Source organism: Collinsella aerofaciens, from assembly GCF_901212495.1.
GTDB lineage: Bacteria > Actinomycetota > Coriobacteriia > Coriobacteriales > Coriobacteriaceae > Collinsella > Collinsella aerofaciens_H.
In genome coordinates this window covers 1-22666 of record NZ_CAAKNY010000037.1, presented here as the reverse complement: position 1 = coordinate 22666, position 22666 = coordinate 1, and the positions used below count along the sequence as shown (strand labels likewise).

Below are 22666 nucleotides of genomic sequence, written 5' to 3'. Positions count from 1 at the left end.
CTTTCGGTAATGTTAACGTACTCCACTATACCCATCAGCGGTTATACGGTGACGACAACGCTCCCTGAATACCGTTCACGGCCCATTTTCGACCGATTGCAGGAATCCGAAGAAGTCCATGGCACTCGCGTATGAGTACGTTAACATAAGGGACAAGCACTTCGATACCATGGCGCTTGCGCTCCGTGCCGCGCAAGCGATGGCGTCGTACTCGAAAGGACGCTCATGATCAATACAACTCTGTTCGGCGCCGCCCCCGACGGCGCGCCGGTAACGGTATATGACCTTGTCTGCGCAGGCGCTCACGTGCGCGTCATGGACTACGGCGCGACGATCCTCGGCATCGAGGTTCCCGATACCTTGGGCAACGTGGCAGACATCGTGCTTGGTTTCGACCATCTGGATGGCTACTTTGACAATCCGGCGTGCTACGGCGGAACCATCGGGCCTTCGGCCAACCGCACGGATAATGGGCAGGTCGAGATTGACGGCACGGTCTATCAGATGACCCGCAACGACGGTCCCAAAAAGACCAACAATCTTCACACCGACCTTGAACACGGCCTCCACAAGCGTGTGTGGGACGCCAATGTCGACGAGATCACCAACACGGTAAGCTTTACTTGCAAGCTGCGCGATGGCGAACTGGGGCTTCCGGGCAACCGCTGCTTTACCGTGACCTATTCCCTGCAAGCCGGTCCGACCGGTGCCGCCGAGCTCACCTGCACGCAACATTGCGTCACCGATGCCGACACGTTTGTCAACATGACCAATCACAGCTACTTCAATCTTGCCGGGCACGATTCCGGCACGATTCTGGACCAGGTTGCGATGATCGATGCCGAGGCGTTTCTCCCCCAGCGCGAGGATAACGTCTCTTCTGGCGAGGTTCGCCCGGTAGCGGGCACCCCGTTCGATTTCCGCGTACCCAAAAAACTCGGTCGTGACATCGATGCGAACGATGAACAACTCAAGATCGCACACGGTTTTGACCATTGCTTCTGCCTTGATGGCTTCGCGCCCGACGCCGGTCCACGTCACGCCCTGTGCCTTCAGGATTTAAGTTCGGGCCGCACACTCGACATCTTCGTCACTGCGCCCGGCGCGCACCTGTACACCGGCAACTGGCTCGACGATACAAACGCCAAAAACGGGGCCGACTACAAACCGCGCGACGGCGTTGCATTTGAGCCCGAGTTTTGGCCCGACAACAACCATCACGCAGATTGGGCACACCCTGTCTGCTCACCTGACCGCCCGTTTAGCTCGACAATCGTTTATCGATTCTCAACCGTCCGTTAACCCACTCTCTTCGAAGTGCGGGGGAGCAGCGATTTGACTCCCGTCTACTCCCCCGTATCTTTTAATTCCTTTTCACTTAACACGGCAACCCCAGCTCACGCGGGATAAACAAGAAAGGAAGACTCCATGACTACCCCCGACGAGAAGACACTTGCCACGCTCACCAAGCTGTTTGAGGAGGAGTTTGGCCCCATCGGCGACCGCCAGGTGCTCTATGTACACGCGCCCGGCCGTTCCGAGATCAGCGGCAATCACACCGATCACGAGGGCGGCCATGTTATCGCCGGCTCGCTCGATGTCGCCGTCGACGGCATCGCTGTGGCAACCGACACCAACAAGGTCCGTGTTGCCGACGAGGGCTATCCCACCTTCGAGATTACGCTCGACACGCTAGATGTTCAGGAGCCCGAAAAGGGCACGTCCGCGAGCCTCGTGCGCGGTATGGCCCACGAGATCGCAGCGCTGGGCGTTGAGCCCCATGGCTTCGACTTCGCCTTTACCTGCTCCGTCCCCTCGGGCGGCGGCCTTTCGAGCTCCGCTGCCGTCGAGGCTGCGTACGGTCGCGCCATGGGGACGCTTTGGGGCGCTCCCGCCATTGAGCCCGTCGCGCTCGCCCAGATGAGCCAGCGCACCGAGAACAACTACTATGGCAAGCCCTGTGGTCTGATGGACCAGGCCGCCGTGTGCCTGGGTGGCCTTGCCTACATGGACTTTGAGGACCAGGCTCAGCCTAAGACCCAGAAGCTCGAGCTCAACTTTGAGGATCACGGCTATGCGCTCGTGCTTGTTAAGGTCGGTGCCGACCACGTGGCCGCCACTGACGACTACGCCGCCGTTCCACGCGAGATGCAAGACGTCGCCGCCGAGTTTGGCAAGGCACGCCTGTGCGAGGTCGACGTTGCCGACTTTGACGCCAAGCTCCCCGAGCTGCGCGCCAAGCTGGGCGACCGCGCCTGCCTGCGCGCCGTTCACTACTGGTACGAGAACGGCCTGGTCGACAAGCGCTGGGCAGCTCTGAACGCCGGCGACATCGACCAGTTCCTGGTCCTCACGCGCGAGTCCGGCGCCAGCTCTGCCATGTACCTGCAGAATGTCGTTGCCAAGCTGGGCTCCGAGCAACCCTCGATGTATGCCTTGGCACTGGCCGAGCACGTGCTCGACGGCCGCGGCGCCGTCCGTATCCACGGCGGCGGCTTTGGTGGCACCATCCAGGCCTTCGTGCCGCTCGACCTGGTCGACACCTTTATCGCCAAGATGAACGGCTGGCTGGGCGAAGGCTCTGCCCGTCATTACGCTATCTCTGACAAGGGGGCTTACGCGGCATGGCTGTAATGACCGACGTGCGCGAGGCTGCGCAGGGCCTCATCGAATATGCCATCCACCGGTCGATGATCGGACAGGACGACCGCATCTGGGCCTACAACACCATTCTGGAGTGCATCGGCGCCACGGGTCCCGCGCTCGACATGACCTGGGCACTCAAGACCGAGAAGATTTCGTTCTTGCACCCCGATACCCTGCCCGACTTTGACCTTGAAGGCACGCTCGCCGCGCTCTCCGAGGCCGCCGTTGCCAACGGTGCCGCCGAGGACACGGCATCGGGCCGCGACCGCATCGCCATGCGCATCATGGGTGTGCTCATGCCAAGGCCTTCGGTTGTAAACGAGGAATTCAGCGGCCGCATGGGCGTCAACGAACCTCGCGCCGCGACCGACTGGTTCTACGGCCTGTGCTGTGACGCCGGTTACGTGCGCCGCGCCGCCATCGCGCGCAACATCAAGTGGAGCACCCCCACCAACTGGGGTGACCTGGAGATCACTATCAACCTGTCCAAGCCCGAGAAGGACCCGCGCGACATTGCCGCGGCCGGTGCCGCCAAAAACACGGGCGAGAAGTATCCCGCCTGTCAGCTGTGCATCGAGAACGAGGGCTACCCTGGACGCTCCGCTGCGGCAGACGGCGGCGCTCATCCCGCTCGCCAGAACCTGCGCATTATCCCCATCCAGCTCGACGGCGAGCGCTGGGGCTTCCAGTACAGCCCGTACGCGTACTTTAACGAGCACTGCATTGCCATGAGCTCCGAGCATCGCCCGATGCACGTCGACCGCAAGGGCCTGACCTGCCTGCTCGATTTTGTGGACCTGTTCCCGCATTACTTCATCGGTTCCAACGCCGACCTGCCCATCGTGGGCGGCTCGATTCTGTCGCACGACCACTTCCAGGGCGGCGCACACGAGTTCCCCATGATGCACGCCGCCGAGGTCTCGCAGTTTAGCGTGCCCGGTTTTGACCAGGTCAGCGGTACCGTGCTGCAGTGGCCGCTCTCAGTGCTGCGCCTGCGCTCGCATGACCGCGGCGCGCTGCTCGATGCCGCCGAGAAGATTATCCTGGCATGGCGCGAGTGGACCGATGAATCGGTGGGCGTCATCGCGCACACAGCCGACGGCGTGGCGCACAACACCGTAACACCCGTCATCCGCCGCGTCGACTCCCGCGGCAATGCCGGTGGCGAAATCTACGAAGCCTATCTGGCGCTTCGCTGCAATATCACGACCGACGAGCACCCGCTGGGCGTTTTCCACCCGCATGCCGAGTACCACCACATTAAGAAGGAGAACATCGGCCTGATCGAGGTCATGGGCCTGGCCATTCTACCGCCGCGCTTGGTTCCAGAGCTCGGTGCTGTTCGAGAGCATCTGCTGGCGGCCAAGGCCGATGCCAGTTACGATCTTGCCGCTGCGCTCGAGGGCGACGATCTTTGCCGCAGCCACGCCGCCTGGGCCGAGGACGTCTTTGCCCGCCGCGCCGATGAGCTTGCGGCCGATAACGCCATCGATATCCTGCACGAGGAGGTCGGCGTGGTGTTTGGCCGCGTACTCGACAACGCCGGCGTCTTTAAGTGGGACGAAGCCGGCCGCGCCGCCCAACAGCGCTTTATCGACTCGCTGTAGAGCACGGGCCCGAACGCTCAACAGCAGCCCGCACGACAACGGCGCCCGTCGGCAACATCGCCGGCGGGCGCCGTTTTTTAAGTAGTCATTGGGGACGTTCTTGTTCGACTAGTCGTTGGGGACGTTCTTAAACGACTAGTCATTAAAGAACGTCCCCAATGACTATAACTGCCGCATCCGGAGCAAGCCAACGCCGCAAGTAGAAGACGGGCAGCGAGCGGGCCGCATTTGAGACAAGGTGACGTGAAACGAAAGGGCGCTGACCTTCTGGTCGCGCCCTTGAAGTTGAACGTCAGATTGTCCAAATGCGGCCCGCGCAGCGTCGGCCGGTCCGCCGTTCGGTAGAACGGCGGAACCCGAGGTGCAGCGTCGGCTGGTTACGCGGTTTGGTAAAACCGCGTAACCCTAAAGCTCCGTCACCTCAACGCTGTTGTAGATCTCGTCCCAGCGGTCCATGACCAGGTGGCCGGTCTTGGGATCCATGGCGTTGAGCTTGCCGCAGGTATTGGCGGTCTTGAGGACCGTGACGTCGTCGGCACCAGCAGCAATGGCATGCGCAAAGCCGGCGATGGTCGAGTCGCCGGAACCCGTCGCGTTCACCGCCGCAATCGCGGGCGTCTTGGCACGGAACGCGTGGCCCTCATGGAAGCCCACCGAACCGGCAGCGCCCATCGAGACGACAACCCAGGGGATACCGGCAAAGCGGCCGTCGGCGGCCAGCGCCTCGCGCAGGGCATCGACATCATCGGTCGTAAAGGACGTACCCAGCAGGCCGTTAATCTCGGTCAGGTTGGGCTTTACGAGCTCAGGCTTAGCGTCGGACTCCAGCGCAGCCTCCAGCGATGCACCCGAGGTGTCGAGCAGCACCTTGGCGCCCGCCTCCTCGGCGATCTTGACGAGCTCGGCATAGTAGCCGGCATCGACGCCACGCGGCAGCGAGCCCGAAAGCGTCACAACGTCCGCCTTCGCTGCAAGCTCGGCGAACTTGGCCGTAAAGGCCTCAAGCTCGGCCGGGGCGATCTGCGGGCCGCTCTCCAGCAGCTCGGTCTGATTACCCTCGTGCAGAATATTCAGGCAAATGCGCGTCTCACCGGCGATGGGCACAAAGTCGTTCTTGACGCCATCGGCATCCATGAGCTCGGCCATATAGGCACCCATGTGACCGCCAAGCAGGCCGGTCGCGAGCACGTCGTCGCCCAGCTGCAGCAGCACGCGACTCACGTTGAGGCCCTTACCGCCAGCGGTCTTTTCGGGCGTCACGCGGTTAACATCGTCGATAATCAGTTTATCGAGCTGATAGCGCGTATCAATCGACGGGTTCATGGTAACGGTCAAAATCATATTGAACTCCTATTCCGGGGCGGCATGACCCGCCCCAAGCATACGATACTCGTTAAAGGATCTCGATCTCAAAGCCGCGGGTGACGGTCTCCCCCGGTTTGGCCACCAGGCAGCCACGCTTGTGCTCCAGAATATCGTCCTCGTCGGAGCAGGTGGACAGGCCGCCCCACGGTTCCACGGCCACAAAGTCGCCCTCGGGCTTGCTCCACACAATCAGGTATGGCATGTCGGGGAACGTCAGGCGCACACCCTTGTCCTCGGTTTTCTTGGTCAGGGTAACCACGCGGCTCTCGAGCACGTCAAAGATGGTCTCCGCGAAGTCGAAGAGTTCGTGGGTAAGCGGCAGGTTCTGGCCGATCATAGGGTTCTTACTGCGATGCTCAACATCAATCAGGCCCGTCGAGGGAACGGCAGTACAGAGCTCGGCGGCCTCACGCTGCTCAAAACGGAGTTCGTAATCGTCATAGGACTCGCCCTCGTCGAGCGGGCACTTAAAGCCGGGATGACCGCCCACAAAGAACGGCATGTCCTCGGTGCCCTCATTGGACACCTCGTACGACACGGCCACCTTTTCCGAATCGATCGTGTAACGAGCAACGATTTTAAACGGATACGGATACTGCTCGAGCAGCTCGGCGTGGTCGGCAGAGCTTAGGCTCAGCGCAACCATGCTGTCGCCCTGCTCCTCGAGCTTCCACTCCTGCTTGCGGGCAAAGCCGTGACGGGCAAGCTTAACCTCGCGGCCGCCCATGGTCATCGCGCGGCCGTCACGAAGGCCGCCGCAAATCGGAAAGCAAATGGGTGCCTGGCCCGACCAGACCGAAGGATCGCCCTGCCACAGGTACTCGCGACCGTTGGCTTTAATCGAAGTGAACGATCCGCCAGCCGTGCTCAGTGCCACGCGAACAGAACCGTTATCAAGAACAAACTCCATAGGAGCCTTCCCTTTCTTACGACAGCCCGCCAAGTCAATAGGGCTGATAGAAAACCGGCCCGCGCCCCCTCACAGAAACGCGAGCCGTCATTTAAGATACTGCAGAATGCCCGGGACCGCCAAAATCAAAGCACACAAGCTCAGCAAGCAAAAGTGTTATCGGAGCAGCTCGTCCGCCAGATCGCCTCACAACAAGGACAGCCCCACAGCTCGCCTCAATGTCAGCGAGAAGCCAGCTGGCGAGGCAAGGTGCCGTGAAGCAAGGCGGCATTGACCTTTTGGTCATGCCGCCGAAGCTGAGCGGCAGATTGCCCGCCAGATGGCTTCGCAGCGTCGACAGGTCCGGCGTTCGGTAGAACGCCGGAACCTCCTTAGTCGTGGTATTCGCCGCGGTCCCACTTCTCCAGGAACTCGTCAAAGAAGTGCGGGTCAGCCTGAGCCTCGGCGTCGGCCTTGTTGCAGGCATCGATCTTGGCAATCAGGGCATCGTGCTCGGGGGTCTTCTCGTAGGGCTCCTCCAGGAAGGCGAGCATGATGTCGGCCATCAGGAACTCGCCGGTGATCTTGCCGCCAAAGCCCACGATGTTGGCGTTGAGCTCGCGACGGGCATACAGGGCAGAGGTCATGTCGCGAACCAGGGCGCAGCGGGCGCCGGGGACCTTGTTGACGGCGTTGGTGATGCCGATGCCGGTGCCGCACAGGGCCACGCCAAAGTCGGCCTTGCCGCTGGCAACGGCCTCGCCCACGGCCTTGCCGTAGATGGGGTAGTGCGTACGGGTGTGGCTGTAGGTGCCGCAGTCGAGCACCTTGTAGCCAGCCTGCTCCAGGCGGTCGGCCAGATAGATCTTCTCGTCCGTAACGATATGGTCGCAACCGATTGCGATGGTCTTCTTCATCAGAACGTCCTTTCGTCTGAATTCACAAGTTGAGGTAGAAGTTCGAGTTCTCGGTGGCTCTCGTTAGGCCATCTTGTTGAGCATGTCGACACGGATCTGGTGACGGCCACCGGCGTACTGGGCGCGCAGGAACTCGCGGGCGATCTTCTTGGCGACCTCGGTGCCCACAACGCCCGGGCCCATGGTGACCATGCGCGAGCCGTTGTGCTCGCGGGTCATGTAGGCGGAACGCTCGTCGGAAATGTTGGCGACGACCATGCCCTTGATCTTGACGGCGGCCATATAGGAGCCGACGCCGTACTTATCGAATGCGAAGCCCTGGGAATCCTTGTGCTCCAGCAGGTCCTTGGCAACGGCGGTCGCGGAATCGACAAAGTCCGCGGCAGGGGTCTCGGAATAGTCGACGACCTCGTGGCCATCGGCGATGAGCATCTCCTTGATGGACTCCTTCATCGACATACCGTCGGCATCGGAAGCGATTACAACCCTCATGACATCCTCCTTGAGAGATACGCAGGTGCGTAGTTTCTGTTTGGAAGTGTTGAATCGCGTTCAGGTCCGGGCATCTGAATGCGCGGTTCTTCACTGTTCATGTTTATTTGAACACATTCGAACATCGACTGCAACAATTATTTGTTTATCTTTGTTCTTTTTTGAACAAATACCGTTCACGGATGATTGCTGGCCGTTTGGACCCGGCGTGGACGGAGTGACCACGTATTCAACAAACAAAAGGGCGGCCGAAAACGCATCTCGGCCGCCCTTCTTACGGTTGATCTTCCAAAGATCGCTTTGCCGCCTACTCAGACTGCCCACTCTTCTTGGCATGTTTGGACGGAGCACCCAAGAAACGACCCGTCAGATAGTTCGCGGGACCGGAGACATCAATCCCCAGCAGCACGTGTCCCAGCCACAGGAATGCCGCAAGAACCAGCAGCGGGACCACACACGAGGTGACGATCATCACGATGACGCCTTCGATCAGGTCGGTCACCTGCTGCACGATCTCGTCGGTCATCTGCTTGGCACCGCTGGTTACCGACGTGACCAGGCTCGAGGCCCCATCAGTCAACTGCTCGAGCACGTTTTTAGACTCCGTGGCCTCGGACTTTTTCTTACTTGATTTTGAGCTGGTGTCGCCGGACTTCTCCGTAGCTTCAGCCGTCTTTGCAGCATCGGTCGCTTTTTCCTCGGCCTGTTTGATACTTACGCGATACGTTTCATCGACCTTCTGTGACACCCATACGCTCGCGGGCACCAACGCCATGCCGATCACGGCAACCACCAGCACGCGCGTCGCCACGCGGCGCAGGACGGCGCTCGTGCTCCAGCGCCCGTGAATACCAAGCGACACCGCAAAGAGTACGAGCGAGAACGGAATCAAGATGCCCAGGCCGACCGACCACAGAATAGTCAAAAGATATTTCTCTAGGTATAGCACGGCAAGCACGATGCCCAAGTTGCCCGAAAGCTGCGCGAGCTGCTCGGCAACCGGCGTCCCCGTATCACCAGGCAGCGCGGTAATGCCCGCAGACAGCGCTACGCACGAGGTCGTGAGCGCCAGTACGTTGCCTTTCTTTTGATCTATGACCTCGATGGTGGAGTCCCAAGTTTTGGTATCGGCGAAATGCGGGCGCGCGACAAAGCCCGACAGGAGCGCCAGTACCACGAGCGCAACGATAAAGCCAATCTGCAGCTTTTTGTTTGCGCACACCACATCGGACAGGCTGGGCTGCAGCTCGGTTACCGTCGTGTGCTCAGTTATCTGGACAGGACGCCCATGAGCCATCTCATGCGCGTCTCTTTTTTGAATTGATCCGTTGTCCGGCATTTGGATACCTCCTCAGTCCGGCGTTTAATGCGAAAGGAAGTATACCCACCGAGCAAAAATCGAACGGGTGGACGAACGGAGCGCACCAAGACTGTCCCCAATGACTAGTCGTTTAAGAACGTCCCCAATGACTATCTCGGGATAAGTTGCGATGGAATAGAGATTGTTTTGCGCCCGCCGGCCCCTATTCAGTCCCTATTTCACCGCAACTTGGAGGAGGACAGGAAAAGCCCTGCTGCGGGTAGCGGCAGGGCTTTTGGAAGGGGACTTGGTTGTGAGGGCTCGTTAGGCAAGTTTGGCCTCGAGCTCGGCGATGCGCCTGTAGGCATCGATGGTAAAGCGAGTCTGCTTCTCCAGGATCATGGTGGTCATGAGAGTATCCTGAGCATGGGCCATGATGAAGGTCATCTCCATCTCGCCACCGCCGGCCTCCTGCGAAAGCAGCTTGGTCTGCGTGTCGTGAGCGCCGATGAGCGCATCGCTCGCATCCTTGTGCAGCTGCTCGGCCTTCTCAAAATCGCCCTCGCGAGCAGCATCGAGCGCTGCAAGCAGATCAGTCTGGGCGTCGCCCGCATATGCGACAATCTCGAATCCAACCATCGAGATTTCTTCTTTGGTTGCCATATTGCGTTCCTTTCACACATGAACCAACGGAAAGCATCGCGTCCGGGCATACGCGCTGCGCTGTGTATGCCCGAAACAATAACATTCAAACAAAAAAGAACAATGCATAACGTTATTTCAAGCCGTGAACGGTATTTTTTTACCCGTGAACGGTTTTTAAACTGTTGTGAACAATATCGAACATCTCGATTGACAAGCCAAACAGATCCGCCCACCAACGAAAGTTTCTCGCTGCTCTAATCATGTCAAAGCGAGAGGGCGAGCAACGGCTTCTATGTTCACGCCCGTAGGTCTTTCACGCTGGAACGCTCGATCAGCACGCCCGACACAAGTGTGCGACTTCTTGAGCTCGGGGTCTCAAGGCCTGCAACGACTTCGTTGAGCGCACGAACGCCCAACTCGCGATGGCGAAACTTTACAGAGGTCAAAATCGAATTAGGTATCGTCTTGTATAGCTCGTCATCAAAGCCGATCACGGACACATCATCGGGCACACTCAGACCCTTATCACGCAGAGCCATCATTACGCCGTTAGCCATGCAATCGTTGGCGGCTAGAACCGCCGTGCAGTCGGGTTTATCGGCAAGCACAAGGCCTGCAGCATACCCGCTATCCGCGTTCCAATCGCCTTGCAGAGGCTCGGGCGGCTCAATGCCGCGCGCTTTGAGCGCCGCAAGCCAGCCTTTCATACGACATTGACTCGACAGCGACTCTTTCTTACCAGAGACAAAGTACACGTTCTTGTGCCCGCGATTCAAAAAGTACTCACACGCCATGCGCGCACCACCTTCCTGGTCGTCACTAACCGTAGAACACGTGGGATGCTCTATAGACGTAATAATCACCGTCTTGAGGTCTCTCGGCGCCTCAAAGGCATCAAAGTCATCGACCATCTGACGCAGATTGAAGATCATGCCATCAACAGGCAGCTGCGACATCCTGCGCGCCGCATCGGCAAGGGTCATCTTCTCCCCTGCGCACTTCTTAATCATCGTGAGCGCAAAGCCGCGTTCTTCGGCGGCATCGGCGATACCGTCAATCATGTCCACGGCACCGCCCGACAAGTGAAACAGCACGACGCCGATGCACCCGTAACGGCCTAACTTGAGCGAACGCGCGGCAAAGTTAGTTCGAAACCCGAGCGTCTCCATTGCCGAATGGACCTTATCGCGTGTCGACTCTCGCACGCTATCGGGCTCGTTGATCACGCGCGACACCGTCTTGAGAGAAACACCCGCGGCAATCGCCACATCGTTCATCGAGACATTTTTCTTGTCCATCGTTGTCACCGCTTCTCCAGTCGGCTTTGTATCACTTGTTTTTTGTGTTCTAGCATACACTACCTGCTCGACTGACAAATCAGCCGTTTACCGGACAATATCGACCGTTCACCCGTAAATCCTTGTTGCCCCTTCTACAATGTCTTACGTTGTCATCAACGAAATGACAACTTTGTCATTTCAGAACACCTTCCTTACCCAGGGAGGTTCCGGGCAGTCCTGACCATCCATCGACGACCAGTTCCATCCACATGCATCGCGCATCAAGTAGCAAAGGAGCTCTATGGACGCCATCGTAAAGATGCTCGAAAAGCATCAACCGTTCTTTGAGAAAATCTCGAGGAACATCTACCTCCAGGCCATCAAAGACGGATTTCTTGGGTGCATGCCCATCGTCCTCACCTCTTCGATCTTCCTGCTGATCGCCACCCTTCCCGGCGTCGTCGGCATCACGTTGCCCCAGCCGCTCACCGACTGGTGCAACAAGCTGTACAACTTCACCATGGGCGTCATGGGCATCATGGTTGCCGGCACTACGGCCAAAAACTTCACGGCTTCCATGAACCGCCGCATGCCCGCCGGTAAGGTGCTCAACGACGGCTCCACCATGGTTGCCGCCCAGTGCAGCATGCTGTTGCTCGCTGTTACGCAGTTCACCACCAAGCTCGACGGCTCCGAGCTTTCGGTCTTCGATTGCACCAGCATGGGTACACGCGGCTTGTTCTCCGCCTATATCGCAGCGTTCATTACCGTTTGGGTTTATAAATTCTGCGTCTCGCGCGATCTGACCATTAAACTGCCCAAGGAAGTCCCGGGCGCCATCGCTCAGAACTTCCGCGACATCATCCCCTTTGGCGGCGCTGTCATCATCTGCGGCATCATCGATGTTGTCGTGCGCAACCTCATGGGCGTTCCGTTCTCCGAGCTGCTTATCAAACTGCTCTCCCCGCTCTTTACCGCTGCAGAAACCTATCCCGGCCTTATCCTTATCCAGGCAGCCACCGCGTTCTTCTGGTTCATCGGCGTTCACGGCCCCTCGATTGTCCAGCCGGGCATCGACCCCATCCGTCTTGCCAACCAGGCCGAGAACCTGCAGGTTCTGCTGGCCGGTGGCCACCCCGCCCACTCCCTCACCTTTAACATGTCGCTCGTAGGTGAGTTCGGCGGCACCGGCGCCACGTTCATCGTGCCGCTTCTGCTGATTCTCTTTATGAAGTCCAAGCAGCTCAAAGCCGTCGGTAAGGCCTCGATTGTTCCTGTTGCCTTTGCTGTCAACGAGCCGCTGCTCTTTGGCGCGCCGATGATTCTTAACCCCTACATGCTCATCCCCTTTGTTGCCGCCGGCTGCGTCAACGTGAGTGTTGCCAAGTTCTTTATCGATAACGTGGGCATGAACGGTTTCTCCTTCGTGGTGCCTTGGGCCACCCCCGCCCCCATCGGCATTTTCATCACCACGAACTTCCAGCTTATCGCCCTGGTATTTGTTGCGATCATCATCTTGCTGGACGCCATCATCTACCTGCCGTTCTTGAAGGCATACGATAAGCTGCTCTGCGACCAGGAGGCCGAGCGCGCCGCCGAGCTGGGTCTCGAGTCCAATGGTGCCGCTGCCATCGCCGCCGACGCCTCTGCGCCCGCTGTCGAGCAGGCGACCGCTTCCGTCGAGACGACTGTTGCCGCCGCCGACAGCAAACCTGTCGCCGATCAGCCCGAGCCCGCCGCCGACGCATCCACTAAGAAGAATGTCGACGGTCTGAAGGTCCTCGTCCTGTGCGCCGGCGCCGGCACCTCTGCCATGCTTGCCAACGCCATCAAGGAAGGTGCCGCGCAGACTGGCGAGAACATCGCTTCCTCTGCAGGTGCCTACGGACAGCACACTGCCATCATGGATCAGTACGACGTCATCGTGCTCGCCCCGCAGGTTCGTAGCTACTACAACGACATGAAGGCCGACACCGATCGTCTGGGTATTAAGCTGCTCGCCCCGCGCGGCAAGGAATATATCGACCTTACCCGCGACCCTGCCGGCGCCATCAAGTGGCTCCGCGAGAACCTCGACTAGTTTCCTCCCTCTGTTGGTGCCCGGACCCCCAGTTCGGGCACCTCTCCCCATTCGTATCCCACAGAAAGGATGACTCATGAACAACCCCATGCAGTTCCCCGACGGCTTTGTATTTGGCGGCGCCACCGCCGCTTACCAGGTTGAGGGTGAGACCCGCACGCACGGCAAGGGCAAAGTGCCCTGGGACGATTTCCTGGCTGCTCAGGGTCGCTTCTCCCCCGACCCCGCAAGCGATTTCTACAACAAGTACCCGGTCGATATCGACCTGTGCCAGCGCTTCGGTATCAACGGTATCCGCGTCTCCATCGCTTGGAGCCGTATCTTCCCCAACGGCACTGGTGAGATGAACCCCGAGGGTGTTGCCTTCTATCACGAGCTCTTTGCCACCTGCAATAAAGCCGGCGTTATCCCCTATGTCACGCTCGATCACTTTGATACGCCCGAGGCCTTTTACCAGAACGGCGGCGAGGGCTTCCTGACGCGCACGACGATCGACGCCTTTGTCGAGTACGCCAAGTTCTGCTTTGCCGAGTTCACTGAGGTCAAGCACTGGTTTACCTTTAACGAGATTCCCGCGACCGCCGAGGGCAGCTTTATCGTCGGCAACTGGCCGCACGGCGAGAAGTATCGCCTGGACAAAGCCTTCCAGCTCATGCACAACATGATGGTTGCCCACGCCAAGGCTGTCGTCGCCTTCCATGAGGGCGGCTTTGAGGGCGAGATCGGCATTGTCCAGAACCTGGAGCCCAAGTATCCCCTCGATCCCAACAGCGCCGCCGACTGCGAGGCCGCTCGCATGGCCGACGTCATCAACAACCGCTGGGTGCTCGACGCCACCTTCCGCGGCCACTATGCAGCCGACACCATGGAGGCTGCGACCAAGCTGGCCCATATCGCCGGCGGCGAGCTCGACGTTCGCGACGAGGACATCGCCGCGCTGACCGCCGCGCTCCCCTACAACGATTGTCTGGGCGTCAACACGTACAAGTGCCAGTTCCTGCGTGCCGCCGAGGGCGAAAACGACATCAACCACAATGGCACCGGCGACAAGGGCTCCTCGCGCTGGTTCCTCAAGGGCGTTGGCGAGGCATGCGTGCGCGAAGGCGTTCCCACCACCGATTGGGACTGGATCATCTATCCCGAGGGCCTGTACGACCTGCTGCTGCGCATTAAGAACGATTACCCCAACTACAAGAAGATCTACATCACCGAGAACGGCATGGGCTATAAGGACGACTTTGAGGACGGCTTTATCGACGATGCCCCTCGCATCGACTACATGCGCCAGCATCTCGCGTGGATCCTCAAGGCGATCGACGGCGGCGTGAACGTCGACGGCTACTTTGTGTGGTCGCTGCAGGACCAGTTCTCCTGGACCAACGGCTATAACAAGCGCTATGGCCTGTTCTACATCGACTTTGAGACCCAGAAGCGCTATCCCAAGGCGAGCGCGTACTGGTACAAGAACGTCGCGGAGACCGGCCTGCTCATGGCCTAGTTTAAGCCGCGTACCCCCTGTCGGCCGCATACGAATCCCAAACCGGTTCGTATGCGGCCTTTTTGTTTTAGCTCGGTCCGAGCATGCCGTTTGTCTCGATCTGTAACATCTAGCTGAGTTTTTTCGGTCCTACCTGTTACAGATCAAGACAAACGAACGGCCCGAACTTGAAGATCTCGATCTGTAACATCTAGCTGAGTTTTTCGGTCCTACCTGTTACAGATCAAGACAAACGGGTAGCCCGAAGCAGAATATCTCGATCTGTAACATCTAACTCGGTTTTCTACTCCCAACTGTTACAGATTGAGATAATTCGACGACGCCGACGTTTTAATATACCGTGGTACAATTGTGTCCCAACGCAAAGGAGGTACCCATGTCAGCTTGTGTGCCCGTCCGAGATATGAAGGACACTGCTGCATTCACCACGCTTGTTGAGTCTGAGCGCGACGTCACCGTAACTAAGAACGGCTACGAGGCCATGCACTGCATCAGCAGCGACCAGTATCGCCTCATGCAAGAAGAAATCGCCAAGGCAAAACTGCTGTCTCGTATGATGTTGGCAGAAGACGAAATATCGCAAGGCGACTACAGCGACTACGAATCCTTCGCGGCTTCGATACGAGACAAATATGACCTGTAACGTCGTAATCCTCAAAAGCGCGCGGTATGAGTACGAGAGTATTGTCGGATACCTTGCTCAAATCCTCAAGAATCCGCGTGCAGCAGGCAATTTTGTCACTGAGTTTGAATATCAGCTGGACCTGCTTCGCGAGCAGCCGCTTTTACGTCCCCTCTCGCACATGCAAGAGCTGGCGGCACGTAATTACCGATCGTTCACCGTCAACAACTACGTGTGTCTATACAAGTTTGAGCACGAAACAATCTATATCGCCTACATCTTTCATCAGTCACAGGACTACGCCCGCCTGGTCTAGCCCACAAGCTGAATATTTGTTTTGAATCAATGCGTTGAGAAGGCGCACCTTGATCAAAAACTCTTTGATGCATGCACCACGAGCAAATCGAGTTCTATCTTCGCGGGATTTGACAAGGGCGAGCCAACGTCCCGCTCGGACCCAAAGGAAGCAGAGCCATTTGCATCGTCGACCTAGCGGAGATGACCTTTGGGTCACATAGATGGAAGACAGTTTGTCGGTGATTCGGAGAGCGCCAATGCGATCTCACGACGGTTGCACTCATTGTCTCAATTAGACACTCAACGAAATACGGCCCCGCAGCTCAATAAACTGCGGGGCCGTTTTATACACCGACGAATCAACGACGAAGTGCATCCACTATTTGGCCAGCTCCTGAACGATCCAGTCAATTGCACCTTCGGGATCGTTGGTAAGGTCGATATACTGCTTGCCCCTTGTGGTGAGCAGTTTAATTCCAAGGCGATCAGTATCGGCCTTCATAGCGTCATAGTACATGCGTGCCTGGGGCGCCAGAACAATCACGTTGTACTGATCCATCGTCTCATAGTGGCTTCCGTACGCACCGGACTGAGAAACCAGATTAATACCCTTAGCAGCGGCACCTTCGCGAAGAGCATTTGCCAAGAGAGTCGAAGTGCCGGCACCCTGGCAAAGCACAAGCACGCGGATCTGCTCCGCCTTGCTCTTTACTGCCTCGATAGCTTTTGCGGCGTTTTCTTGTGCGGCAATAGCATCTACATCCGAGGTTCCTGCAGCCTCCTTTGCGGACTCTTCCAAACAAAGCTGATGGTCGTATGCCTTGCAGAACGGATAGTAAATTACAAAGTCAACGACCAACAGCACTGCAATCAATACAAGAGAACGTAGATCAAGACCTGTGGTGAGAAATGCACCGATTGGACCGGGAAGCGCCCACGGCATGGTATACATGGGGGCGTTCATTCCAATTACGTCAATGAAAAACTTACCGATTATGGCGTTGACCATAGGAGCCGCTAGGAAGGGCACGAACATATAGGGATTGAGAACAATCGGCATACCGAAGAGAACGGGCTCGTTGACTCCAAAAATCACCGGGATAATCGATGCCTTGCCCATGGCTTTAAGCTGCTTGGAACGCATAAACATGATCAGGATAATAGGAACGATGAACGTGCAACCAGAGCCGCCCAGACCGCCGATGAAGCTTGTAAAGTCCTGCGTGAGAGCAATTGACGGGTGTCCACCTGCTTGGAAAACCTCAAGATTGGTAACGGTATTGCCGTAGAGCGCTGCATTGATCGGACTCATGACAACCGAAGCACCGTGAATACCCATAAATTGGAAAAGTGCGACTGCACCCTCGATAAGCGCCATGCCAGGGTAGGTGTCGACCGCGGAGAACAGCGGCGAGATGAGAGCGGATACCAAATTGGCGAACGGCACGGCAAGCAGCGTACGGCTCGCGAGATCGATAACGGCGCACGCAAGGATTGAAAACCCAAACGCAAAGATATCGCGAAAACTCTGCGCAATAGCGCCAGGGACCTCTTTGGGGAGCTTGATCGTCACGTTATGGCTAATGCACACCTTATATATATTAACGGTCAAGAATGCGGATACGAACGCAGCAAGAAAACCCTTGGTTCCCATATAGCCGGTTTCAAAAACAGATGTATCTGCGCCGCCAATCGAGACAACATCGTTCGTCACCGATAGCAAGAACATGCCGCACATGGCACAAACCATACACGAAGTTGGGTTAAGAGATTTGCCCGAAGGCATGCGGCGGTTCATCGACATGGCAAGTGAGCTCGCCGTGGTGCCGGCAACCATAATGCCAAGAAGCCCCATGGTATATGCATAGATTTTATTAAAGAAATCCAGCACCTCAGACGGAAGCGTGATGCCTACATAGGCAGGAAGTGTCGAAAGAAGAAGAAACAGGCTCGAGAACAGCACGATTGGCATGTTCGAGAGAAAGCCATCCTTAATCGCCACCAGATAAATGTTCTTTGAGATTTTGTCGAAGAGGGCCTGGTGTTTTTCAAGGAATTTGACGATAGCGTCCATAACACATCCTTTCATGATTGCCGGGCACACAACGATTTATCCGGACTCAACCGTCGTCGTCCCAGTTTGTATCCACGTATGTATGTGAATACGTTCTCGTGCGAAATGTAATATCATTTGCGCGATTTGTCATAACCAATTCTTTTTCCGCTTTGTCGACATGTCAAGAATTCAAAAAGATATTCGGTGAACGGCAGTTGATAAAAGAAAGATTTTCCCAGCTCAAGGCTATTTTTTCTGAGCTGCACAATAAGTTTGCAACCGTTTACCGATTGGATATAACATATTGAACATATTGTTGTAACAATATTAGAGACAGTGTCACAAGCCTATCGTTCTAGTCAAAGGAAGTAACAATGCCCAAACGATTGCTGAACATGTCCGCATCCGATTTTGCCACCACGTCACCCATGGATCTAAAGCAGGCAATTCTGGCTTCCGAGGGACGTACCATCATGACGGAAAACGTACCTTCTTCCCAATTTCTCGGCGGCGTTACTAATGCCGAAATCGAACGCGCCGCAGGTGCCGACTTACTTCTGTTTAACGCACTCGATGTGTTCAATCCGGTGATTGCCGGCATTCCAGATGATCTCGATGAAAACCCGGTCACTTGGGTGAAGCGAGCATGCGGAAGGCCCATTGGCGTCAATCTGGAACCAGTTGATAATGATGCTGAAATGTCTGAAAACCGTACAGAAATCCCTATGGGTCGACGCGTCTCTCCCAAGACCCTAGAAAAGGCCAACGAACTCGGATTTGACTTTATTTGCCTCACAGGCAACCCTGGAACTGGCGTCTCCAACGATGCAATCGCCCATTCGATTAAACTCTCCAAAGAGCATTTCAATGGCCTGATCATAGCCGGGAAAATGCATGGAGCGGGCGTTGCGGAACCTGTCATGACGCTCGAAATAGCGCGTCAGTTTGTTGACCTCGGCGTCGATATCCTTCTCGTGCCAGCCCCCTACACTGTCCCCTGCTTCCAAGAAGCAGACCTGCGCGCCATCGTAGACTATGTACGCTCCCACAACGTAGGCAAGTCAATTGAAGATAAGGTTCTCGTCATGGCGGCCAACGGGACGAGTCAAGACTCCTGCGACAGCGAGACCATTAAGAAAATAGGCCTTGCAGCAAAAGCAGCCGGTGCAGACCTCCAACATATCGGGGACTCCATGAACGGTATTTGCCTGCCCCAGAATATCTTCACGCTCGGACAAGCCCTTCGTGGCTACAGGCATCAGATCGTCATGCTGAGCCGCTCTGTGATACGTTAAAGTTACCTCGCTCACGCTATATCCCGACCGAGGCAACCATCAGATACCACCAACATGCAAACTGAGGCTCCAATGCTCGATACACACGAAAAACGGCCACTCTATTTACAGCTCACCGACGCGCTGCTCAAGCAGATCGTCGATGTATACCAAGCAGACGATAAACTTCCAACAGAAATGGAACTCTGCGACGAATACGCTGTAAGCAGGACAACCGTCCGACTTGCAATGAGCGAGCTGGAGCGTCGTGGAAATATCTATCGAATCCAAGGTAAAGGATCATTTGTTGCACCGAAACGCGTCGGTGAGCTCAATTCACTTTTAGACTTTGACTTTGCAAGCCATTGCGATGGTGTTGATCCGGATACCATCACTAAACATTTCGGCGGCCTCACATCAAGTCGTTCAATTTCCGTAATGATGCTCCAGCAATTTGGATGCCAAAGTCGTGATGAGATTCAGCGTCTTGAATTGATCTACGAACTTGAAGGCAGCTTCATAGGCGCTGATACGTTCTTTATATCAAAGTCGCACGTTCCGAGTAATCAGTTAGATTTTCAGTCATTTAGCAGAATCATGGACGACTTGTCCAAGTCTATCCAATCTGTTCGAGAGAGCTATAGAGCACGTCAGCTTAGCGATTCCGAGGCCAGCAATTATGGTGTTGCAAAACTTCCGGTACTCGATTTAGCTCATTATGCTTATAACTCCGAAGGTAAACTAATTGCAATTGTCTGCCGCACCGTTATAACTGGGCGAATCCCTTATCAAAACTATATTTTCAAGTCCTAATGTTCTTTTTCTTTTGTCTCGATCTGTAACACGTAGCTGAGTTTTTAAGTCCTAACTGTTACAGATCAAGACAAACAGGGTAGACCCTGCCGAATTGTCTCAATCTGTAACACTAAGACCAGTTTTGGACGTCTAGATGTTACAGATTGAGATGAATGCACAGGCTAATCCTCTCAATCTCAATCTGTAACATCTGGTTGGTAATTTCACCCCTATCTGTTACAGATCGAGACAATTTGATTGTGGAGTCCTCATTTACGCGTCATATCGCGTAGCGCTGACGCGCTGGTTCCCACAATGGCAGGCGGTAAAAGTCCTCCCGCATCGCCTGTTGGCGATCCTGCAGCGTTAGCTAGCAGATGACCTGCGTGTGTTCCTCGATGGCGGCACGATACTCGGCGGTAATACCCGGCTCGCACACCACGGCGTCCAAATTGTCCAGGCGGCAGAAGGTGTAGAAGTCGCGCTTGCCAATCTTGCTGGAGTCGGCGATCAGATAGCGCGAGTCTGCCTTGCTAAAGGCGAGCTGCTGGATACGGCCCTCATCCATATTGGATGTAGACACGTCACCATCCAGAATGCCGTTGGCGCCGATAAACGCCGCATCGATGCCCAGCGCACGCAGGGTATCCTCGGCCGTTGGTCCCACAAAAGCGGCGGTGCGGCGACGGTACATACCGCCTACCAGGCACAGGTCGCAGTCTTCGCGCGCCTCGAGCAGGTTAAACACCGAAAGCGAATTGGTCACAATGCGCAGGCGGCACGCCGGTAGCATCGAGGCCATCTGCTCGGCCGTAGTGCCCGTACCCAAAAAGATGGTCGAACCCTCCTCGATAAGCTCCACGGCGCGGCGCGCGATCTGCAGCTTTTCCTCGGCATGCTTAGTGCGCTTTTCGCTGTGCGAATACTCATGGCGCAACATAGCGTGCGGGCGACTCTGCGCACTACGGGCGCCGCCGTGCACGCGCTCGATCTCGCCTAGGCTCGCAAGCTCCTCAAGATCGCGGCGGATCGTCATATCCGAGACACCCAACGCATCAGAAATCTCTTTAACCGAGACCGTGCCCTGCTCCTCGAGCAGCTGCCGAACCTTATCCTGACGCTCCGCCTTAATCACGATGAATCCTCGCCGTTCTCTGCGCGCATATCATTCAAACAATAACGAACAAATTGTATCAGACTCGTACGTGTCAAAAATGAACGCCCACACAGCTTCAATCATCACTTTTTTGAGAAAAATATTCCCTGCTTTAGTAGGGTGTAGTGATAATTTGGCCTGTTCGCGCTACAGTTTGTGCGAAATACCTCGATGTTAGGAACCAAATGATCACTTCCGAGCTTTTCGGCACCGCGCCGTGCGGTACCCCCGTTCATCGTTACACCCTCAACGGGCCCGAGATCTGCGTTCGCATTATGGACTATGGCGCCACCGTGCTTGGTATCGACGTGCCCGACATCCCTGGCAACGTGCGTGATGTGGTGCTGGGCTTCGATAAGCTCGAGGATTACTTTGACAACCCCGCCTGCTTTGGCGCGACCATTGGCCCCGTGGCCAACCGCACTGCGGGTGCCACGATCACCATCGCCGGCACGGATTGGCATATGCCGGCCAACGAAGGCACCAACAACCTGCACAGTGACCTTGAACACGGCCTGCATAAGCGCGTGTGGGACGTTGAGCTCGACGAGGACCACAATGCCGTACGCATGACCGCCTCGCTTGAGGACGGCGAGCTCGGCCTCCCCGGCTACCGCACCTTTACGGCCGTGTTTACCGTGACGCGCACCGGCGTCTTTCGTATCGAGTATGGCTGCGAGAGCGACCGCGCCACCTACGTGTCCATGACCAACCACACGTACTTTAACCTTGCCGGTCATAACGCCGGCATGGACTGTGAGCACTTCTTTATTGCTAACGCCACTCACTACCTGCCCATTAACGAGCAGAACATCCCCACCGGCGAGATTGCTCCGGTCGAGGGGACACCGTTTGACTTTCGCGAGCTGCGCCCCGTCGCTCCCGGCATGGAGGCCGACGACCCGCAGATCAAGCAGGCACGCGGCTACGATCACTGCCTGTGCATCGATGGCTATCAGTACGGCCGTAATCTGCGCCGTGCGATGCATGTCGAGGAGATGTGGACCGGCCGCGAGCTGGACTACTACACCACCGCTCCGGGCGTGCAGCTCTACACCGGCAACTGGCTGGGCGACGAACATGCCAAGGATGATGCGAACTATGGCTGGGGCGCCGGCTTTGCCCTCGAGGCAGAGATGTACCCCGACACGCCGCACCAGCCGCTGTTCCCGCAGGGCATTGTGGGCCCGGGTCACCCCTACAGCAATGTGATCGAATACCACTTTATGAGGCCCTAAGCCCGCAACGTTACATACCGCACAAAAATGCCCGCCGATGTTTTCATCGACGGGCATTTGCATTACCACAACCATGGACCGCTTCGAACTCGGAACGCCGTAATCAGTCGCTTCCGGCTTGCTATCCAGTTTCGGTGACAATACGCCCCGTTCCTCTCGGGTTCTTGCGTTGGCGGCTACTCGGCAAACGCGTTGCCGACGCTGTTGCCGCCCACATACGTCTCGACCAGGGTAAGGTCGGGATTGAACACGACAAAATCGGCATCGCGGCCAGGCATAATGCTGCCACATTTATCCTCGACGTGAGCAGAGCGCGCGGGCACCTCGGTCGCCATGCGAATGGCGATATCGGCGCTCGCAAGACCCCAGTCGACGATGTTCTTGACGCCCTGTGCGAGCGTGAGCACCGAGCCGGCGATAGCAGAGCCATCGGCAAGCCAGCAAAGGTTGTCCTTCATGATGACGTCCATGCCGCCGCTGGTGTAGCTGCCCTCGGGCATGCCGCCGCA

General features: G+C 56.8%; 20 protein-coding genes. 10 read left to right on the top strand and 10 right to left on the bottom strand.

Annotated elements, in window-relative coordinates; genetic code table 11:
* Positions 1–225 precede the first annotated feature (225 nt).
* From SFLMC1_RS03900 to SFLMC1_RS03890, 3 genes are all read left to right on the top strand, one after another.
* The gene (locus tag SFLMC1_RS03900; RefSeq protein ID WP_152074934.1) at positions 226–1302 is read left to right on the top strand and encodes an aldose epimerase family protein; all 1077 of its coding nucleotides are present in this window, start codon (positions 226–228) and stop codon (positions 1300–1302) included.
* A gap of 126 nt (positions 1303–1428) precedes the next feature.
* Entirely contained in the window at positions 1429–2634 is a 1206-nt protein-coding gene (locus SFLMC1_RS03895) for a galactokinase (protein WP_152074935.1), read from the top strand.
* Entirely contained in the window at positions 2625–4253 is a 1629-nt protein-coding gene (locus SFLMC1_RS03890; protein WP_222838025.1) for a UDP-glucose--hexose-1-phosphate uridylyltransferase, read from the top strand. Before SFLMC1_RS03895 ends, SFLMC1_RS03890 begins: the two co-directional genes overlap by 10 nt.
* 405 nt (positions 4254–4658) lie before the next feature.
* Here SFLMC1_RS03890 and SFLMC1_RS03885 read toward each other — a convergent pair whose 3' ends face one another.
* The 7 genes from SFLMC1_RS03885 to SFLMC1_RS03855 all read right to left on the bottom strand — a co-directional run bounded on the left by SFLMC1_RS03885 (position 4659) and on the right by SFLMC1_RS03855 (position 11159).
* The gene (locus tag SFLMC1_RS03885) at positions 4659–5594 is read right to left on the bottom strand and encodes a hexose kinase (RefSeq protein WP_152074936.1); all 936 of its coding nucleotides are present in this window, start codon (positions 5592–5594) and stop codon (positions 4659–4661) included.
* A gap of 52 nt (positions 5595–5646) precedes the next feature.
* The gene (locus SFLMC1_RS03880; protein WP_152074937.1) at positions 5647–6528 is read right to left on the bottom strand and encodes an aldose 1-epimerase family protein; all 882 of its coding nucleotides are present in this window, start codon (positions 6526–6528) and stop codon (positions 5647–5649) included.
* Positions 6529–6899: 371 nt separating this feature from the next.
* Positions 6900–7424, bottom strand: a complete 525-nt coding sequence (gene lacB, locus SFLMC1_RS03875; RefSeq protein ID WP_006234831.1) for a galactose-6-phosphate isomerase subunit LacB — start codon at positions 7422–7424, stop codon at positions 6900–6902.
* 63 nt (positions 7425–7487) lie between these two features.
* On the bottom strand, positions 7488–7916 hold the full coding sequence (gene lacA, locus SFLMC1_RS03870; RefSeq protein ID WP_006234830.1) for a galactose-6-phosphate isomerase subunit LacA: 429 nt from the start codon (positions 7914–7916) through the stop codon (positions 7488–7490).
* Between the two features lie 307 nt (positions 7917–8223).
* Positions 8224–9255: a hypothetical protein gene (locus SFLMC1_RS03865; RefSeq protein WP_152074938.1), complete on the bottom strand. Its 1032-nt coding sequence runs from the start codon at positions 9253–9255 to the stop codon at positions 8224–8226.
* 285 nt (positions 9256–9540) lie between these two features.
* A complete protein-coding gene (locus SFLMC1_RS03860) occupies positions 9541–9879 on the bottom strand; it encodes a PTS lactose/cellobiose transporter subunit IIA (protein WP_152074939.1) in 339 nt (112 codons plus the stop codon).
* A 278-nt stretch (positions 9880–10157) separates the two neighbouring features.
* The gene (locus SFLMC1_RS03855) at positions 10158–11159 is read right to left on the bottom strand and encodes a LacI family DNA-binding transcriptional regulator (protein WP_152074940.1); all 1002 of its coding nucleotides are present in this window, start codon (positions 11157–11159) and stop codon (positions 10158–10160) included.
* 283 nt (positions 11160–11442) lie between these two features.
* Between SFLMC1_RS03855 and SFLMC1_RS03850 the strand changes: the two genes are divergently transcribed.
* The 4 genes from SFLMC1_RS03850 to SFLMC1_RS03835 all read left to right on the top strand — a co-directional run bounded on the left by SFLMC1_RS03850 (position 11443) and on the right by SFLMC1_RS03835 (position 15657).
* Entirely contained in the window at positions 11443–13221 is a 1779-nt protein-coding gene (locus tag SFLMC1_RS03850) for a PTS lactose transporter subunit IIBC (RefSeq protein ID WP_152074941.1), read from the top strand.
* A gap of 76 nt (positions 13222–13297) precedes the next feature.
* Positions 13298–14719: a 6-phospho-beta-galactosidase gene (gene lacG, locus SFLMC1_RS03845; protein ID WP_222838024.1), complete on the top strand. Its 1422-nt coding sequence runs from the start codon at positions 13298–13300 to the stop codon at positions 14717–14719.
* 376 nt (positions 14720–15095) lie between these two features.
* Positions 15096–15362 carry a type II toxin-antitoxin system Phd/YefM family antitoxin gene (locus SFLMC1_RS03840; RefSeq protein WP_117564761.1) on the top strand — a complete coding sequence of 89 codons (267 nt, stop codon included), beginning with the start codon at positions 15096–15098 and terminating at the stop codon, positions 15360–15362.
* Positions 15352–15657: a type II toxin-antitoxin system RelE/ParE family toxin gene (locus SFLMC1_RS03835; RefSeq protein WP_152074942.1), complete on the top strand. Its 306-nt coding sequence runs from the start codon at positions 15352–15354 to the stop codon at positions 15655–15657. The genes SFLMC1_RS03840 and SFLMC1_RS03835 overlap by 11 nt, the downstream gene beginning before the upstream one ends.
* Before the next feature lie 360 nt (positions 15658–16017).
* On the opposite strand, the gene SFLMC1_RS03830 is transcribed toward SFLMC1_RS03835, so the two are convergent.
* Positions 16018–17712: a PTS lactose transporter subunit IIBC gene (locus SFLMC1_RS03830; RefSeq protein ID WP_152074943.1), complete on the bottom strand. Its 1695-nt coding sequence runs from the start codon at positions 17710–17712 to the stop codon at positions 16018–16020.
* 356 nt (positions 17713–18068) lie between these two features.
* Between SFLMC1_RS03830 and SFLMC1_RS03825 the strand changes: the two genes are divergently transcribed.
* Both SFLMC1_RS03825 and SFLMC1_RS03820 read left to right on the top strand, forming a co-directional pair.
* Positions 18069–18989, top strand: a complete 921-nt coding sequence (locus SFLMC1_RS03825; protein ID WP_152074944.1) for a haloacid dehalogenase-like hydrolase — start codon at positions 18069–18071, stop codon at positions 18987–18989.
* A gap of 72 nt (positions 18990–19061) precedes the next feature.
* Positions 19062–19781: a GntR family transcriptional regulator gene (locus tag SFLMC1_RS03820; RefSeq protein WP_152074945.1), complete on the top strand. Its 720-nt coding sequence runs from the start codon at positions 19062–19064 to the stop codon at positions 19779–19781.
* A gap of 352 nt (positions 19782–20133) precedes the next feature.
* On the opposite strand, the gene SFLMC1_RS03815 is transcribed toward SFLMC1_RS03820, so the two are convergent.
* Complete coding sequence (locus SFLMC1_RS03815; protein WP_152074946.1) at positions 20134–20898, bottom strand: DeoR/GlpR family DNA-binding transcription regulator; 765 nt, start codon at positions 20896–20898, stop codon at positions 20134–20136.
* A 206-nt stretch (positions 20899–21104) separates the two neighbouring features.
* Here SFLMC1_RS03815 and SFLMC1_RS03810 point away from each other — a divergent pair, with 206 nt between their 5' ends.
* Positions 21105–22157: an aldose epimerase family protein gene (locus tag SFLMC1_RS03810; protein ID WP_152074947.1), complete on the top strand. Its 1053-nt coding sequence runs from the start codon at positions 21105–21107 to the stop codon at positions 22155–22157.
* Between the two features lie 176 nt (positions 22158–22333).
* Here the strand turns inward: SFLMC1_RS03810 and SFLMC1_RS03805 are convergent.
* Positions 22334–22666, bottom strand: a 333-nt coding sequence (locus SFLMC1_RS03805; protein ID WP_154063904.1) for an amidohydrolase family protein, incomplete at its 5' end; no start/stop codon positions are given.